Genomic DNA, 15,845 nt, shown 5'->3' with positions numbered 1-15,845 from the left:
GTGACCAGCGGCGGGCGGTCACCCGTCCCGCAGCTCGCGGATGACGTCGCGGACGGCGGCGGCCAGCGCGCCGGCGTCGTCCACCAGCCCGGTGTCCGCGCAGAACCCGAAGCACAGCTCGCGGTCGACGCCCAGCGCGGCGACCGCGAGCGGTGCGCCGGGCGCGAGCGGGACGACCGGGTACACCCCGGTCACCGGGACGCCGGTCAGCAGCATGCGCTCGCCGCTGGCCGGCAGGCTCGACACGATGCCCTGCAGGAACCGGCCGCCGTAGACGGCCCGCGCGAACCGCGCGTGCAGCGGCACCGGCATGAGCCGCCCCGCCCGCCGCATCACGAACCACGCGGCCAGCGCGCGGGTCCCGGACCGCAGCACGCGGCTGCGCCGGGCGATCTCCGCGAGCCGCTCGCGCTCCGGCATCGCGCCGATCGGCAGGTCCACCATGACGGCGGTGGTGTGGTTGCCCTCCATGCCCTGGCCGGGCGACCGCATCATCAGCGGCACCGCGACGCGGCACTCCCCCGCCGCCGTTCCCGCCGGGAACCGGACGGTCCGCTGGAGGGCGCCCGCGACCGCGCACATCACGACGTCCGAGACGCGGGTGCCGTGCCGCCGCGCGATCTCCCGGGGCTCGTCGAGCGGGATCCGCAGGGTGCCGAAGCGCCGCCCGGCCGTCCCGGCGGACGGCAGCCGCGCGGGCGGCGCCGCACCGACCCCGCTGTCCACCGCGAGCTGCGCGAGACCGAGAACGCCGGCGAGGGCCTCGCGGACGCGGCGGCGCGGCGGCGTCACCGGTTCGCGGCCGGCGGACGGGCCGGGCGCGGCGGGCTCCATCAGCGAGACGGCCTGCGCGACGACCCCGACGCCGTCCGCGACGACGTGGTGCATCAGGAACACGAGCGTGGTGCGGCCGGGCGCGGCCCCGTTGACCAGGATCATCCGCCACAGCGGCCGGTCGCGGGGCAGCGGCTCGGCCTGGATCTCGGCGATCATCGCGCGGAGGCCGTCCATGCCGTCGACGTCGCGCTCGGCGACGTGCCACGACCAGTCGATGGCCGGATGGTCGCGCCAGACCGGCCGCCGCCACCGCCCGCCGCCCGCGAGCCGCTGCCGGAACCGCGGCAGCCGGTCGAGCCGGTCGCCGATCAGCCGGACCAGGTCGAGCCGGCCGAGGGCGCGGCGGGAGGTGTCGAGCATGATGACGCCGCCGGCGTGCTGCGGCGCGGCGGCGCTCTCCACCGCCAGGAAGAACGCGTCGTGCGCCGGGACCCGCTCCTCCGCCGGCGGGCGGGCCGCCAGCCGCTCGGCGGTGACCACCGACAGCGCCACCAGCGGCACCGCCGCGACCGCGTCCAGCACGTAGTGGTTGGCGGTCGCGACGATGACGCAGGCGGTCACCGCGATGTGCGCGCCGTTCAGCGCGCGCGCCGGCCGCGATGCCCTCGCCCGTGCGAGCTCGGCACCGGCCCATAAGGCCCAGGCCATGTGCAGGGACGGGACGGCCGCGAACCGGTCCGCGTGCTCGATCACCGGCGAGCCCCACGATCCCCACGTCCGGCCGAGCCGGACGGTGTCGACGAAGCCGAGGTCGCCCAGGAACCGCGGCGGCATCACCGGGAACAGCGCGAAGCAGGCGATCGCGCCGACGTTCAGCATCACGAACGCGTTGCGCGCCGTCCGGTACCGCTCGGGATGGCGCACGTACAGCCAGACCAGCACGGCGAGCGTCGCCGCGATGTACGTGGTCGCGTACTCGTAGTCGGCCAGGACGCGCAGGACGGGCCGTCCGGCGAGCCAGCCGTTGAGGGCCTGCTCCACGTCGAGGTGCAGGGCCCGCTCCAGGGCGAGCACCCTCTCCCCGCGCAGCCGGGACGCGTGCTCCCTGACCTGCTCCGGCAGCATCGCCACCAGGGAGTACAGCCCGAACAGCGCCAGCCCGAGCAGCACCTCGCCGCTCGCCCGCCCCCGCGTCGCGGCGCCGTCCCGGGCGAGGACCGCGTCCCGCGCGGTCACCGCATCCTGAGTCCCCATCGTCCCCCCGCCCGGCTGTTACCCAGCATTTCCGCCGGTCAGACGGCCATGACCGGAATAGATGATCATGTCCGGGATGTCGGCGCGATCCGGCGGCGGGCGATCGCGGCGAATCCGGGAACCATCTGGCACAGCGAGCCGTCTTCGATATATCGTTGTCGTATCGCGAAGGATCAAAGAGAGATCTCAGAAGGAAGGTGCAGAACATGGGAGCGGCACACGCGCACGGCGGACCCGACTGGCGCTGGGCGTTCGCGGCGGCGGCGCTCGGAGCGAAGGCCGCGCACGCGGCGTCCCGGCACGGCCCCCACGCGCACGGCCCCGGGCCCCGGGGCGAGTTCCCCGGCTTCGGTCCGATGTTCGGCGGCGGGCCCGGCCCCTGGGGGCCGCCGGGCGGGTTCGGGCCCGGCCGGGCGCCGTGGGCGCGCGGGCGCGGCCCGTGGGGCCGGGGGCCCAAGGCGCGCAAGGGCAACGTCCGCGCGGCGATCCTCGTCCTGCTGGCCGAGGAGCCCCGCAACGGCTACCAGGTCATCCAGGAGATCAACGAGCGCAGCGACGGAGCCTGGAAGCCCAGCCCCGGCGCGGTCTACCCGGCGCTGCAGCAGCTCGCCGACGAGGGCCTCATCGCGGGCGAGGAGGGCGGCGGCCGCCGCACCTTCCACCTGACCGACGAGGGCCGCGCGTACGTCGAGGAGAACGCCGAGCGCCTCACCGAGCCGTGGGCGGAGATGACGCCCGAGTTCGGCGAGGGCGTCCCCGAGCTGTTCAAGCAGGCCGCGCAGACCGGCGCCGCGGTCATGCAGATCGTCCACTCCGGCTCGCCGGACCAGGTCGCCCAGGCCCGGGACGTCCTGTCGGAGGCCCGCCGGAACCTGTACCGGATCCTGGCCGACGACGCCCCCGCCGGCGACGACGCGGGCCCGACGGCCACCGACGACGAGGAGTAGACCAGTGACTCGCCCGGACGACATCCGCATCGGCGACGCCGAGCGGGACGCCGTGATGGTCGCCCTGCACGACCACTTCGCGGCGGGGCGGCTCGACCGCGGTGAACTCGACGAGCGGCTGGACGCCGTGCTGGCCGCCAAGACGCGCGGCGACCTGCGGACGCTCGTCCGCGACCTGCCCGCGCCGAACGGCCTGCCCGAACCGGAACGGCCCGCGGCGGCCTTCGGCGCGGTCCCCTGGGACCTCGGGCCCGCGCTCGCGTTCGGCGGCCCGAGGGGCCCCGTGCGCCGCCACCACCGTCCCGTGGCGCACGGCCACCGGCACCTGGCGCACGGCCACCGGCACGGCCCGCGCTTCCCGGCGTTCCCGCTGATGATCGCCGTGTTCTTCGCGGTCGCGTTCACGGTGGGCGTCGGCACGGCGGCGCTGGCCGTGCTGCACGTCGCGCTGGCGATCTGGCTGGTCCGCGCGACCCTGCTGCTGGTCGGCGCCCGCCGGTCCCGCCGCCACCTCACCCCCGGCGGCTGAGCCGCCGGGCGGGGCACGGCCCGGCGCCGGGCCGTGCCCGCACCGGGACGGCGGTCAGGCGTCGAGCGTCAGCTCGTAGTGCAGCGTCTTGTAGCGCTTCACGCGGTGGAAGAGCGGGACGGCGAAGCCCTGCTGGAAGCGGTGCTTGCGCGCCAGCAGCCGGCGGACGGGCTTCGCCTCCTCCTCGCTGAGCAGCCGCACACGGCCCTGGACCGCCGGTCCCGTGGCCTTCCCGCTGTAGGTGCTCGGCGCGACCTCGACCTGAGGGTTACGGGCCATCCGCTTGGTCTTGTACGCCTTGTCGTAGGTGCGGAAGTAGGCGTGGTCGCCGCGGACGACGATGTTCACCGGCGTCCCGACCGGCGTGCCGTCCTTGCGGTAGGTGGTCAGCAGGACGGTGCGCTGGCGCGCCAGGCCGTCCAGGGTCTCGCGGATCGTCGGGGTGTCCATCGCGGGCCTCCTTCTTTTCTCGCTCCTGCCCAGGGAGACGGGAGGGAGACCCGCGGATGTGACATCAGGCCGGGCGGAGTTCCGCGGCCTCGGCGGCGAGGCCGCGGATCCGGCCCCAGTCCCCCGTCCGGACGGCGTCGGACGGGGTCAGCCAGGTGCCGCCGACGCAGCCGACGTTCGGCAGCGCCAGGTACTCGGCGGCGTTGCCGGGCCGGATCCCGCCCGTCGGGCAGAACGTGATCTGCGGCAGCGGCCCGCCGAGCGCCTTCAGGTAGGCGACGCCGCCCGCCGGCTCGGCCGGGAAGAACTTCATCGCGGTGACCCCCTCCTCCAGCAGCGCCATGGCCTCGGACGCGCTGGACACGCCCGGCAGGAACGGCAGGCCGGTGTCCGCCATCGCGGCGCGCAGCCGGGGCGTGCAGCCGGGGCTGACGAGGAACCGCGCCCCCGCCTTCAGCGACCGCTCGGCGTCCCCCGCGGTGACGACCGTGCCCGCGCCGACGACGGCGCCCGGCACCTCGGCGGCGATCCGCTCGATCGACTCGGCGGCGGCGGGCGTGCGCAGCGTCACCTCGATCGCGGGGAGGCCGCCCTCGACCAGGGCGCGAGCCAGCGGGACCGCGTGGTCCGGGTCGTCCAGGACGACGACCGGGACGACGGGCGCCAGCCCGAACAGCTCTTCGGTGTTCACACGTGCTCCAGGGTCTCCATGGCGGACGGGGTCCGCGCGAGCCGGACGGCGGCGCCGAGGAGCGCCGGGCCGGGGTGGACGATCAGCGAGGTCGGGATCGGGCGCAGGTAGTCCTCGACGGGCGGCTTGGCCTCGAAGCGGGCGCGGAAGTCGCTGTGCCGCAGCTCGTCGGCGATGCGCGGCAGGATGCCGCCGCCGAGGTGGACGCCGCCGCGGGCGCCGAGGGTCAGCGCGACGTTCCCGGCGAGCGAGCCGAGGAGCGCGCAGAACATCGCGACGGCCTCCGCGCACAGAGGGTCGCCGTCGTGCGCGCAGATCCGCGCCGGGTCCAGCGGCTCGACCTTCACACCGTCAAGTATCGCCAGGTAGCGGTGGATGCGGGCCAGGCCCGTCCCGGACAGCAGCGACTCGGCGCGGGCCGTGCCGTGCTCGGCGCGCAGCAGCCGCGCGACCGCCAGCTCCCGGTCGGTGGCGGCGGGCACGTCCACCTGGCCGCCCTCTCCGGGCAGGGGCACCCACCCGGCGGGCGTCGGGACGAGCCCGGCGACGCCGAGGCCGGTGCCCGGGCCGAGCACCGCGAGCGGGGCGGGCCCGGCGGCGCGGTCGGCGGCGGGGCCGATCGGGACCAGGTCGTCCGGCCCGAGGCGGGGCAGCGCGAGGGCGAGCGCCTCGAAGTCGTTGAGGATCTCCACGTGCGCGACGCCGAGGTGCTCGCGCACCCCCTCCGCGGTGCCCTTCGGCCAGCCCGCGTTGGTCAGGTGGTAGGTCCCGCCGGTGACGGGGCCCGCCACCGCCAGGCACGCGGCCGCCGGGCGGACGTCCGGGGCGTACCGGTCGAGGTAGGCGGCCGCGGCCTCGGCCAGCCCGGCGTGGTCGCGGGTGGGCAGCGACTCCACCCGCTCCGGGGCGCCGTCCGGGCCGTCGACCAGGGCGAAGCGGGCGTTCGTGCCGCCCACGTCGGCGACCAGCCACACCCCCGGGTTCGCTGCGCTCATGCCGGCCTCCTGTGAGGGGGCGACCCCCCACACCCCCCGGTTCGCTGCGCTCATGCGAACACCCCCGCGCCCAACTCCGCCGCGCCGACGGAGCGGCGGAACGTGTCGAACAGCTCGCGGCCGGTGCCCGTCCACTCCTCGGCGGACGGCGCCGCGCCGCCGGGGATGCGGGCGTCGAACTCCTCGTCCGGGACGAGCACCTCCAGCAGCCCCTTGTCGGCGTCCAGCCGGACGACGTCGCCGTCGCGGACGCGGGCGAGCGGGCCGCCCGCCGCCGCCTCCGGCGACACGTGGATCGCGGCGGGCACCGCCCCCGAGGCGCCCGACATGCGTCCGTCCGTGACCAGCGCGACCCGGAACCCGCGGTCCTGGAGCACCGACAGCGGCGGGGTGAGGCGGTGCAGCTCCGGCATGCCGTTGGCGCGCGGGCCCTGGTACCGGACGACCGCGACGACGTCCCGGTCCAGCTCGCCGGCGGCGAACGCCTCCTGCAGCGCCTCCTGCGACTCGAACACCCGGGCGGGCGCCTCGACCGTGCGGTGCTCCGGCCGCACCGCCGACACCTTGATCACGGCGCGGCCCAGGTTCCCGGACACGGTGTGCAGGCCGCCGTGGGTGTCGAACGGCTCGTCGGCGGGGCGCAGGACGTCCGGGTCGCCGGACCCCGCGGGCGCGTCCCGCCACACGACCTTGCCGCCCTCCAGGTGCGGCGTCCTCCGGTACGCGGCGAGGGTGGCGCCGCCGACCGTCCTCGCGTCCTCGTGCAGCAGCCCCGCGTCGATCAGCTCGCCGATGAGGAACGCCGTGCCGCCGGCCGCGTGGAAGTGGTTCACGTCGGCGGTCCCGTTCGGGTAGAGCCGGGTGAGCAGCGGCGTCACCTTCGACAGCTCGTCGAAGTCGTCCCAGGTCAGCTCGATGCCCGCGGCGGCGGCCATGGCGACCAGGTGCAGCGTGTGGTTGGTGGACCCGCCGGTCGCGAGCAGCGCGACGATCGCGTTGGCGAACGCCCGCTCGTCCAGCAGCTCCCCGATCGGGGTGTACTCGTCCGCGAGGTCGGTCAGCTTCAGCACCCGGCGCCCGGCCGCCTCGGTCAGCCCGTCGCGCAGCGGGGTCCCCGGCGGGACGAAGCTCGCGCCCGGCAGGTGCAGGCCCATGACCTCCATGAGCAGCTGGTTGGAGTTGGCCGTCCCGTAGAAGGTGCAGGTGCCGGCAGAGTGGTAGGAGGCGGCCTCCGCGGCGAGCAGCTCGTCCCGCCCGATCTCCCCCGCCGCGTACCGCTTGCGGACCTTCGCCTTCTGCGCGTTCGGCAGCCCGGACGCCATCGGCCCGGCCGGCACCAGGATCACCGGCAGGTGCCCGAACGCCAGCGCCCCGATCACCAGACCCGGGACGATCTTGTCGCAGACCCCGAGCAGCAGCGCGCCGTCGAACATGTCGTGCGACAGCGCCACCGCCGTCGCCATCGCCACCACGTCCCGGCTGAACAGTGACAGCTCCATGCCCGCGCGGCCCTGCGTGATGCCGTCGCACATCGCCGGCACGCCGCCCGCGAACTGCGCGGTGCCGCCCGCCTGGCGGATCGCGGCCTTCAGGATGTCCGGGTAGTCCTTCAGCGGCTGGTGCGCGGAGAGCATGTCGTTGTACGCCGACACGATCGCGATGTTCGGCGTGACGTTCCCGCGCAGCCACAACTTGTCCTGGACGCCGCAGGCCGCGAACCCGTGCGCCAGGTTCGCGCACCCCATGCCGGTGCGCGCCGGGCCCTGCGTGCGGGCGGCGGCGATGCGGTCGAGGTAGGCGGTGCGCCGGGCGGCGCTCCGCTCGGCGATCCGCTGTGTGACACGTTCCAAGGCGGGGTGCAAGGCCATCGCGAGCTCCAGACCAGGGGGATCGGTAGATCGCCAAACTATCGAGACATAGGTCACGCAGACAAGCCGACTTATGAACTTCAACTAACAAAAGTCCGTATGTTCGACTAACTGGACGTACCGAAGACGGCCATGCTTGACTGACCGGATGCCGCGTCCCGTGACCCGCCCGTGCACGACCGGCGACGTCCTGCGCCTCATCCGCGAGGACGGCGTCGCCACCCGCGCCGACCTGGGCCGCGTCACCGGCCTCTCCCGGCCCGCCGTCGCGTCCCGCGTCGCCGAGCTGGTCGCCCGCGGGCTCGTCGTCGAGCGCGCCGACGGCCCGTCCACCGGCGGGCGGCCCCCGGCCCGCCTCGCGTTCAACGCCGCCGGCGGCGCCGTGCTCGTCGCCAACCTCGGCCAGTCCCGGGGCCAGCTCGCCGTCTGCGACCTCGCCGGGCGCGTCCTCGCCCAAGCCGACGCGCCGCCCGCCGGCCCCACCGCGGGCGAGACGCTGCCCCGCCTCATCGACCAGTGGACCGACCTGCTCGCCGGATCCGGCATCGACCCGGCGTCCGTCCGCGGCGTCGGCCTCGGCGTCCCCGACGCCGTCGAGCACGTCGCCGGACGCTGGGACCGCGTCGAGGTCGGCCCGCCCGTCCTGGAGCGGTTCGGCGTTCCCGCCCATCTCGACAACGAGGTCAACACCGCCGCGCTCGGCGAGCACCAGGCCCATCCCGGCGTCCGCGACCTGCTGTTCGTCAAGGTGTCCACCGGCATCGGCGCGGGCGTCATCGCGGGCGGCGCCATCCAGCGCGGCGCGCTCGGCGCGGCCGGCGAGATCGGCCACGTCCCCGTCCCGGCCGCGGGGGACGCGCCGTGCCGCTGCGGCAACACCGGCTGCGTCGAGGCCGTCGCGGGCGGCAGCGCCCTGCTGGCCCGCTCGTCCGCCGCCGACCTGCCCGCCCTCGCCGCCATGGCCCGCGCCGGCGACCCCGCCACCGTCGCGCTGCTGCGCGAGGCGGGCCGCCGCATCGGCGAGGTCGTCGCCACCGCCGTGAACCTGCTCAACCCCGCCGTCGTCGTGCTCGGCGGCGACCTCGTCGGCGCCGACGAGCCCCTCATCGCGGGCCTGCGCGAGGTCGTCTACCAGCGCTCGACCGTCCTCGCGACCCGCAGCCTGCGGATCGAGCCGAGCCGCCTCGGCGAGAGCGCCGGCCTCACCGGCTGCGCCGCCATGGTCCTCGGCAACATCCTCGCCCCCGAGGCCGTCGACGCCCTCTGACCCGCGGCCTCAGCGCGCCGTGGGGGCGAGATCGTCGGCGACGCGGCCGTCCGCGACGGTGAGGCGGCGGGTGGTGCGGACGGCCTGGAGCATCCGGCGGTCGTGCGTGACCAGCAGCAGCGTGCCCGGGTAGGACTCCAGCGCCGATTCGAGCTGCTCGATCGCCGGCAGGTCCAGGTGGTTGGTCGGCTCGTCCAGCACCAGCAGGTTGACGCCCTTGCCCTGGAGCAGGGCGAGCGCGGCGCGGGTCCGCTCGCCGGGCGACAGGGTGCCCGCGGGGCGCAGCACGTGGCCGGCGCGCAGCCCGAACTTGGCCAGCAGGGTCCGGGCGGGCTCGGGCTCCAGGCCGGACGCGGCGGCGAACGCGTCCAGGAGCGGCTCGTCCCCGAGGAACAGGCCGCGCGCCTGGTCGACCTCGCCGACGACCACGCCGGGGCCGAGCGCCGCGTCGCCCTCGTCCGGGACGATCCGGCCGAGCAGCGCGCCCAGCAGCGTGCTCTTGCCCGCGCCGTTCGCGCCGGTGATCGCGACCCGGTCGGCCCAGCCGATCTCCAGGTCGACCGGCCCCAGCGTGAACGCGCCGCGCCGCACGACCGCGCCGCGCAGCGTCGCCACCACCGCCCCGGACCGGGGCGCGGCGGCGATCTCCATGCGCAGCTCCCACTCCTTGCGGGGCTCCTCAACGGTCTCCAGCCGCTCGATGGCCCGCTCGGTCTGCCGCGCCTTCGCCGCCTGCTTCTCGCTCGCCTCCGACCGGAACTTGCGCCCGACCTTGTCGTTGTCGGTGGCCTTGCGGCGGGCGTTGCGGACGCCCTTGTCCATCCAGGACCGCTGCGTCCGGCCGCGCTCCTGCAGCGCGGAGAGCTTCCCGGCGTACTCCTCGTACTCCGCCCGCGCGTGCCGCCGGGCGACCTCGCGTTCGGCCAGGTAGGCGTCGTATCCGCCGCCGTACAGGTTGATCTGCCGCTGGGCGAGGTCCAACTCCAGGACGGACGTCACCGTCCGGGCGAGGAACTCGCGGTCGTGGCTGACGACCACGGTCCCGGCCCGCAGCCCGGTGACGAAGCGCTCCAGCCGCTCCAGGCCGTACAGGTCGAGGTCGTTGGTCGGCTCGTCCAGCAGGAACACGTCGTACCGGCTGAGCAGCAGCGACGCGAGCCCCGCGCGGGCCGCCTGCCCGCCCGACAGCGCCGTCATGGGCCGGTCGAGCCCCACCCCGAGCCCGAGGTCCGCCGCGACCTCCCCGGCCCGGTCCTCCAGGTCGGCGCCGCCGAGGGCGAGCCAGCGCTCCAGGGCCGCCGCGTAGGCGTCGTCGGCCCCCGCGCGGCCCTCCACGAGGCCCTCGGTCGCCGCGTCGAGGTCGGCCTGGGCCCGCGCCACCCCGGTCCGGCGCGCGAGGAACCCCGCGACGGTCTCGTCCGGCCGCCGCTCCGGCTCCTGCGGCAGGTACCCGACGGACGCCGACGCCGGGCTGAGCCGGACGGCGCCCGCCTCGGGCGTCCCGAGCCCGGCCAGCAGCCGCAGCAGCGTCGACTTCCCGGCCCCGTTGCCGCCGACCAGCCCGACGACGTCGCCGGGCGCGACGACGAGATCGAGACCCTCGAACAGGGCCCGGTCCCCGTGCCCGGCCGCGAGATCCTTGACGACGAGAGTGGCGCTCATAGACCCCCAACGCTATCCGCCCCCGGCACCCGGCCGGCCGGTCCCCGCCGGTCCGTCGCGGGACGTGACGGTGCGTGACGGGCACCCGATCGTTGATCGCTAGGAGTCATCCGGCCGATCCCGGACGTTGGGGTGGACATGAAGCAGCTTTACCTGCGGACCGAAAGAGCTTGGCCCCCCGATGGCACGGCCGCCGCCCCCGCGCCGGCGCAGATCCGGCCGTTCACCGAGAGTGACCGCGCGGAACTGCTCGCCCTGTTCGGCCGGGCCCGCGCGGACTCCCCGTCCGCGTCGCTCTGGGGGCACGAGGAGTCCGAGGCGGCCATCTACCTCACCCCCTACATGGACCTGGAGCCGGAGTCGCTCTTCGTCGCCGAGTCCGGGGGACGGCTCGTGGGCTGCCTCACCGGGTGCCCCGACTCGTCCCGCCTCCCCAGCGAGGAGGCGCGCATGCTGGAGGCCATCCGGAGGCACCGCCTCATGCTGCGCCCCCGCCTCGCGGCCTTCTTCGCGCGCAGCACCGGGGACCTGCTGTGGGCCGCGGCCCACCGCCGCCCCAGGGCGGCGGCCTTCGAGGACCCCCGCTGGCCCGCGCACCTGCACATCAACCTCGTCCCCGAGGCGCGCGGCACCGGAGCCGCCGAGAACCTCATGATCGCCTGGTTCGACCGGCTCAGGTCCACCGGCTCTCCGGGCTGCCACCTGCAGACCCTCTCCGAGAACACCCGCGCGCTCGCGTTCTTCCGGCGCATGGGCTTCACCGAGTACGGCCCGGCGCGCCCCGTCCCCGGCCTCAGGTACCGCGGGCGGCGCCTCCACCAGCGAACGATGGTCTGGACGCCCTGACGCGCTGACGCCCTGACGCGCGCTCAGTCCACGATCACCAGCGGGCCGCGGACCGTCCCGCCGTCCTCCGACGTCCACTCCCCCGCGACGTACCCGGCCGCGCCCGCCGCATCGGCGTCCGGCCGGAGCACCCGGAGCACCCGCACGGCGGGACGCCCCGGGATCTGGAGCTCGGTCCCGTCCGGCCCGTTCACGACGGCCGCCGGCCCGCCGGGGAACGGCTCGCCGGTGTAGCGGCTCTCGACCGTCTTCTCCGGCATGTCGGACACGCTCTGCGCCTGCGCCACCGCGCGGCCCTCCAGCAGCGCGACCAGCTGGGCCTGCAGGACCGGATCGTGGACCCCGTCGTACAGCCACCGCCGGCCCAGCACCCCGTGCTCGGACGTCCCGATGAGGGCGTGCTCGGCGCCGTCGAGCGGCGCCCCCCGGTAGGACATCGGCACGAGGTGGACGTGCCCGCCCTCCCCGACGGCCATGAACTCGATGCCGACCTCGCCCGCGGGGTCGTCGAGCCGGAACCCCCCGGCCTTCCGCAGCTCGCCCCCGCTGCCCGCATACCACGGCTGCCTCGGAAGCCAGCCCGCGAGAAGCTCCAGCTTCCCGGGCGTCATCGTGGTGTCGTGAACGACCGCCATGCCTCTCCCACCGTCTCGCTCCGCGCCGACCGGGCTCACGCTACAACGGCCCCGCCGGACGTGATCGGCGGGCCGCGGGTCAGGCCGCCCGGGAGCGGGGTTCGGGGGCGGTGACGTCGCGGGCGAACGCGCCGATCTCCCTGATCGCCGCGAGGCCCTCGCGGGAGAGGTCGGCGAAGATCTGGAAGACGTGCGCCTGGCCCTCCCAGAGCTGCAGGGTGCACGGCACGCCGGCGGCGCCGAGGCGCTCGGCCATCAGCTCCGCGTCCGCGCGCAGCACCTCGATCGAACCGGCCTGGATCAGCGTGGGCGGCAGCCCGCCGAGGTCGGCGTGCACCGGGCAGAGCCACGGGTCGTCGAGCGCGGCCCCCGGGAAGCAGACCCTGACCATGTCCCGCATGCGGTGCGCCGGGATGAACGGGTCGAGCGGCGCGTTCGCGTGCGCGATCTTCGGCTCGATGTCCAGGTCGGTGAACGGCGACAGCGCCGCGATCCCGGCGGGGCGGGGCAGGCCGTCCCGCAGCGCGTGCAGGGGCGCCGCGAAGGCGAGGTAGCCGCCCGCCGAGTCCCCGGCGACCACGACGTCCCGCCCCTCGTATCCCTCGCCGAGCAGCCACCGGTAGGCGTCGACGCAGTCGCGGATGGACGTCTCGATCGGGACGCGGGGCTGCATGCGGTAGGCCACCGACAGCACCGGCATGCCGGCCGCCTGCGAGATCCGCGCGATCATCCGGCGATGGGTGCGCAGCCCGCACGCGACGAACCCGCCGCCGTGGAAGTAGAGGATCGCCGTCCGGGTGCCCGCCGGGACGCCCTTGCCGCGGACCCACTCGGCGCCGCACGCGAGGCCCCTCACCCGCGCGACCCTCGTCCCGCGCGGCGGCACCATGAGCGCGCCCGCGAGATCGAGCAGCACGGCGAACCGCAGCGTGAACGGCGTCCAGGGCAGGCGGGTGACGAGCGGGCGCATGAACCAGCGCATCAGGCACGCGGCCAGCCGCGCCCCGAGCCCGCATCCGGACCGCTGCTCGATGACCGGTTCGACGGACGTCACAGCCCTCACCCTCTCGCCGCTTCGGCTCCGCGAGGGCGAGACTACACACCATGTAAGTGCTCAGGTACCCCGGTCTCCGGTCGGGAGCCGCCGCCCGCGGCGCGGCAGGGCCGGCGGCCATGAGGCCCCGCTGATCATCACTTGAACAACCCCGGAACCGCGCGCGGCATGCGCCGGACCGGGCAGGGCAGATCACCAGCGGCTTTGTCGGTTGATCAACCGCGGGCCCCTGCTATGCGCCGCCCATTCGTGAATCGGGGGAGATCAGAGCAATGTCACGCCTCGCACTCGTGGCCCTTGCGGTCGCCGGCGCCCTGGCCGCCGCGATCACCGGGCCGTTGCACCCTTCGTCGCAGCCCGTCCGGGCGGCATCCTCACCCCCTCCTCCGGCGGGCGCCAAGAACGGTGAGGCGTGGGCGTGGACGCAGCTGGTCAACGGCGCATCGCACACGACCGAGATCCGGTTCGCCACCACCGAGCAGCCCGCCGGCCAGTGCCCCACCGCGCAGTACAAGCAGGCGGGCCAGATCCGCACCGCGACGATGCGGAAGGTCAGCGACCCCTACGTCACCACGGGCGGGCTCCAGCAGTTCCCGACCACGCTCTGCACGCTCCAGGTCCCCGACGGGGCGTCCGACGCGCTGATCGAGCCGAGCACCACCAGCGCGGCGACCGTCCATCCCGGCAACCTCCAGCTCCCCCTGCCGGACTGGCCCGTCGCCGGCCGCCCCCGGCGGGTCGCGGTGATCGGCGACGCCGGCTGCGAGGTCGTCTCCCCGGTGACCGGCTCCGCCGCCAACCAGGACTGCCTGAAGGGCTGGCCCCTGCACACCCTCGCGACGCACGCCGCCGCCCAGTCCCGCCCGGACCTCGTCGTCCATGTCGGCGACTACGTCTACCGCGAGCAGCCGCAGGGCGCGAACGACGCCTCCCCGGGCTGCGACGCCCAGGGGCAGGCGGCCGACTGGGGCTGCCTCGTCAAGGACTTCCTGCGCCCCGCCGAGCCTCTGCTCGGGGAGGCGCCGTTCGTCTTCGCGCGGGGCAACCACGAGGTCTGCACACCGGGGAAGGTGGGACGGGGCGCCGAATGGTTCCGCTACCTCGCCACCACCCCGCAGAAGGACAACGAGTGCTACACGCTGCCGCAGACCCAGGTCGAGCCGCAGCAGATCAACGCGGGCACGCTGCACTTCATCCTGTTCGACTCGTCCTCCGCCGACGACGGGACCCAGCCCGACAAGATCCAGGCGGGGCTCTACGCGAAGTGGTTCGACGAGGTGAACGCCCTGGCCGCCAACCACCCGACGCACGACTACTTCCTCATCACCCACAAACCCCTGTGGACGGTGAAGCAGGCCTCGTCCACCGCCGTGACGTGGACGAACCCGACGCTGGCGAGCGGCCTCGCCCGGTCGGCGGCGAAGGCGCTGGCGCCCAACGTCCGCCTGGTGCTCTCCGGCCACCTGCACCTGTACCAGATGCTCGACTTCGCCAACAGCACGCGTCCCCCGCAGCTGACGGTCGGGTCCTCGGGGACCACGCTCGACACCGCCCCGGACGACACCAAGGTGATGGGCAAGACCGTCGACGGCCAGACCGTCAAGAACTCGATCTCGCATGACGTGCACGGCTACGCGATGCTGGCCGACAAGGGCGGCCAGTGGCACCTGACCTTCCACGACAGCTCCGGGACGGCCTGGCCGCCGGACTGCACGCTGAGCAACGGCACCATCGAGGGCTTCGCCTGCAAGTGAGCGCCCCGACCGCGGCCGGGATCAAGATCCCGCGGCACCCGGCAGCCGAATGAGCGCCGGCGCCGCAGGGCACTGCATCGTCGCCCGCATCCGCTCCTTCCCGCGCCGCGTGTACCAGCGGACGAGATGCCCGACGCGTCGGGGAGAGCGTCGCGGCGCGATTCGAGCCGGCCGCGGACGAGCCGGACCGATGCGGGTGCCGCCCCGCTCAAACGCGCAGCCCGCATCGCTCGATCGCCCCATGCCGGGGCACGTCCAGACGTCAGGAGACCCGGTCGTCGAGGTTCAGCTCTCCGAGCTTGATGCGCGCCACCAACCCGCCGAAGTCCCGAGCACTGACCCCGAGCCGAGGCCCATCCGGATCCTTGGAGTCCCGCACTCCAATACATACGCCCAGTTCAGCCACCTCAACACAAGCGTCGTCGTTACCGCCGCCGCTATGCGAGCTCTTACGCCACCTGGTCACTCGTAGGTCCTCATCGTCTGCTCGATCAGTTCCCTCGAAGCGTCCCTGGAAAGGGCAAGCGCCCCGATCTGCTCGAACCGTATCGCGACGGTGGCGACCTCGTCACCGGCCTCGATCAGGCGCCCACCGATCTGCGCTCCCGCGTAGGCCAGCTCCCTCGATCGGATCTTATAGATCTGAAGGGGCCCATCATGACCTGGATGCCATCCGACCGTTCTGGCCACGACGCGGATCATGGTGCGCGGATTCTCTCCCATTTTGAGAAGGTGACCGAGCTGATCCCGCATCACCGCATGGTCGCCGATACGGCACTCGAGCACCTCTTGGTCCAGCAGAATCCATAGATACGGCGGCTCCTTGCGGAACAGGATCTCCTGACGCTTCATCCGCGCCTTGGTTTCCGCCTCAGCTTCACGCATCCGGCCGGCGGCGCGCAGAAGCGCGAGAGCGTAGTCCTCCGTCTGCGCCAGCAGCGGGACCGTCTTCCCGTGATAGACCCGGACAACCTCCGCACTCTTTTCATACTGAGCCTTTTTCAGCGTGCTGCGGTTTCGCGGAGTTGCAGGGTATGGATGGCCTTGGCGATGCGGCCGGCGCGGTGGGGGCAGCAGCGCAGCTTCCGTAGGATTCGCCATGACTTGAGCTGGGCG

At 74.6% G+C, this 15,845-nt stretch carries 15 protein-coding genes and 1 pseudogene; 5 read left to right on the top strand and 11 right to left on the bottom strand.

All coding sequences use genetic code 11. The features are described from left to right. Window positions 1–18 precede the first annotated feature (18 nt). Entirely contained in the window at window positions 19–2,031 is a 2,013-nt protein-coding gene (locus J4557_RS47260; RefSeq protein ID WP_208274186.1) for a bifunctional phosphatase PAP2/O-acyltransferase family protein, read from the bottom strand. Between the two features lie 206 nt (window positions 2,032–2,237). Between J4557_RS47260 and J4557_RS47255 the strand changes: the two genes are divergently transcribed. Both J4557_RS47255 and J4557_RS51410 read left to right on the top strand, forming a co-directional pair. Next, window positions 2,238–2,978, top strand: a complete 741-nt coding sequence (locus J4557_RS47255) for a PadR family transcriptional regulator (protein ID WP_208274185.1) — start codon at window positions 2,238–2,240, stop codon at window positions 2,976–2,978. 4 nt (window positions 2,979–2,982) lie between these two features. Continuing rightward, window positions 2,983–3,507: a DUF1707 SHOCT-like domain-containing protein gene (locus J4557_RS51410; protein WP_307800613.1), complete on the top strand. Its 525-nt coding sequence runs from the start codon at window positions 2,983–2,985 to the stop codon at window positions 3,505–3,507. 54 nt (window positions 3,508–3,561) lie between these two features. Here J4557_RS51410 and J4557_RS47245 read toward each other — a convergent pair whose 3' ends face one another. The 4 genes from J4557_RS47245 to edd form a co-directional block, all read right to left on the bottom strand. Beyond that, window positions 3,562–3,957, bottom strand: a complete 396-nt coding sequence (locus J4557_RS47245) for a PPOX class F420-dependent oxidoreductase (protein ID WP_208274184.1) — start codon at window positions 3,955–3,957, stop codon at window positions 3,562–3,564. 64 nt (window positions 3,958–4,021) lie between these two features. Next, complete coding sequence (gene eda / locus J4557_RS47240) at window positions 4,022–4,648, bottom strand: bifunctional 4-hydroxy-2-oxoglutarate aldolase/2-dehydro-3-deoxy-phosphogluconate aldolase (protein ID WP_208274182.1); 627 nt, start codon at window positions 4,646–4,648, stop codon at window positions 4,022–4,024. Beyond that, window positions 4,645–5,643, bottom strand: a complete 999-nt coding sequence (glk, locus tag J4557_RS47235) for a glucokinase (RefSeq protein WP_208274180.1) — start codon at window positions 5,641–5,643, stop codon at window positions 4,645–4,647. Before glk ends, eda begins: the two co-directional genes overlap by 4 nt. Window positions 5,644–5,693: 50 nt before the next feature. Then, window positions 5,694–7,511 (bottom strand): phosphogluconate dehydratase, encoded by a 1,818-nt coding sequence (gene edd / locus J4557_RS47230; protein ID WP_208274178.1) that lies wholly within the window; start codon window positions 7,509–7,511, stop codon window positions 5,694–5,696. Window positions 7,512–7,659: 148 nt separating this feature from the next. Between edd and J4557_RS47225 the strand changes: the two genes are divergently transcribed. Then, the gene (locus tag J4557_RS47225) at window positions 7,660–8,778 is read left to right on the top strand and encodes an ROK family transcriptional regulator (RefSeq protein ID WP_208274176.1); all 1,119 of its coding nucleotides are present in this window, start codon (window positions 7,660–7,662) and stop codon (window positions 8,776–8,778) included. 9 nt (window positions 8,779–8,787) lie between these two features. On the opposite strand, the gene J4557_RS47220 is transcribed toward J4557_RS47225, so the two are convergent. After that, window positions 8,788–10,440: an ABC-F family ATP-binding cassette domain-containing protein gene (locus J4557_RS47220; RefSeq protein ID WP_208274174.1), complete on the bottom strand. Its 1,653-nt coding sequence runs from the start codon at window positions 10,438–10,440 to the stop codon at window positions 8,788–8,790. A gap of 138 nt (window positions 10,441–10,578) precedes the next feature. Between J4557_RS47220 and J4557_RS47215 the strand changes: the two genes are divergently transcribed. Further along, entirely contained in the window at window positions 10,579–11,286 is a 708-nt protein-coding gene (locus J4557_RS47215) for a GNAT family N-acetyltransferase (RefSeq protein ID WP_208274172.1), read from the top strand. A gap of 23 nt (window positions 11,287–11,309) precedes the next feature. Here J4557_RS47215 and J4557_RS47210 read toward each other — a convergent pair whose 3' ends face one another. Further along, complete coding sequence (locus J4557_RS47210; protein WP_208274168.1) at window positions 11,310–11,921, bottom strand: maltokinase N-terminal cap-like domain-containing protein; 612 nt, start codon at window positions 11,919–11,921, stop codon at window positions 11,310–11,312. A 79-nt stretch (window positions 11,922–12,000) separates the two neighbouring features. Then, a complete protein-coding gene (locus tag J4557_RS47205; protein WP_307800612.1) occupies window positions 12,001–12,975 on the bottom strand; it encodes an alpha/beta hydrolase in 975 nt (324 codons plus the stop codon). A gap of 272 nt (window positions 12,976–13,247) precedes the next feature. Between J4557_RS47205 and J4557_RS47200 the strand changes: the two genes are divergently transcribed. Further along, a complete protein-coding gene (locus J4557_RS47200) occupies window positions 13,248–14,729 on the top strand; it encodes a metallophosphoesterase family protein (protein WP_208274167.1) in 1,482 nt (493 codons plus the stop codon). Between the two features lie 262 nt (window positions 14,730–14,991). On the opposite strand, the gene J4557_RS47195 is transcribed toward J4557_RS47200, so the two are convergent. The 3 genes and pseudogenes from J4557_RS47195 to J4557_RS47185 form a co-directional block, all read right to left on the bottom strand. Next, complete coding sequence (locus J4557_RS47195) at window positions 14,992–15,195, bottom strand: DUF397 domain-containing protein (protein WP_208274166.1); 204 nt, start codon at window positions 15,193–15,195, stop codon at window positions 14,992–14,994. Next, window positions 15,192–15,734, bottom strand: coding sequence for a DUF5753 domain-containing protein (locus J4557_RS47190; RefSeq protein WP_279576444.1), 543 nt, complete (start codon window positions 15,732–15,734; stop codon window positions 15,192–15,194). The genes J4557_RS47195 and J4557_RS47190 overlap by 4 nt, the downstream gene beginning before the upstream one ends. Beyond that, window positions 15,731–15,845: pseudogene (locus J4557_RS47185) on the bottom strand (IS5/IS1182 family transposase); the annotation flags it as partial. The gene J4557_RS47190 and the pseudogene J4557_RS47185, both read right to left, overlap by 4 nt.

The sequence above is a fragment of the Actinomadura nitritigenes genome, from assembly GCF_017573545.1.
GTDB lineage: Bacteria > Actinomycetota > Actinomycetes > Streptosporangiales > Streptosporangiaceae > Spirillospora > Spirillospora nitritigenes.
Note: the sequence above shows the minus strand (reverse complement) of the source record. Positions and strands in the feature narration are given on the sequence as shown.

Bases quoted from the DNA above. Each gene is read 5' to 3' on its own strand.
- J4557_RS47260 (WP_208274186.1), bottom strand. From the start codon at position 2,031: ATGGGGACTCAGGATGCGGTGACCGCGCGGGACGCGGTCCTCGCCCGG.
- J4557_RS47255 (WP_208274185.1), top strand. From the start codon at position 2,238: ATGGGAGCGGCACACGCGCACGGCGGACCCGACTGGCGCTGGGCGTTC.
- J4557_RS47245 (WP_208274184.1), bottom strand. From the start codon at position 3,957: ATGGACACCCCGACGATCCGCGAGACCCTGGACGGCCTGGCGCGCCAG.
- glk (WP_208274180.1), bottom strand. From the start codon at position 5,643: ATGAGCGCAGCGAACCCGGGGGTGTGGCTGGTCGCCGACGTGGGCGGC.
- edd (WP_208274178.1), bottom strand. From the start codon at position 7,511: ATGGCCTTGCACCCCGCCTTGGAACGTGTCACACAGCGGATCGCCGAG.
- J4557_RS47225 (WP_208274176.1), top strand. From the start codon at position 7,660: ATGCCGCGTCCCGTGACCCGCCCGTGCACGACCGGCGACGTCCTGCGC.
- J4557_RS47220 (WP_208274174.1), bottom strand. From the start codon at position 10,440: ATGAGCGCCACTCTCGTCGTCAAGGATCTCGCGGCCGGGCACGGGGAC.
- J4557_RS47215 (WP_208274172.1), top strand. From the start codon at position 10,579: ATGAAGCAGCTTTACCTGCGGACCGAAAGAGCTTGGCCCCCCGATGGC.
- J4557_RS47210 (WP_208274168.1), bottom strand. From the start codon at position 11,921: ATGGCGGTCGTTCACGACACCACGATGACGCCCGGGAAGCTGGAGCTT.
- J4557_RS47200 (WP_208274167.1), top strand. From the start codon at position 13,248: ATGTCACGCCTCGCACTCGTGGCCCTTGCGGTCGCCGGCGCCCTGGCC.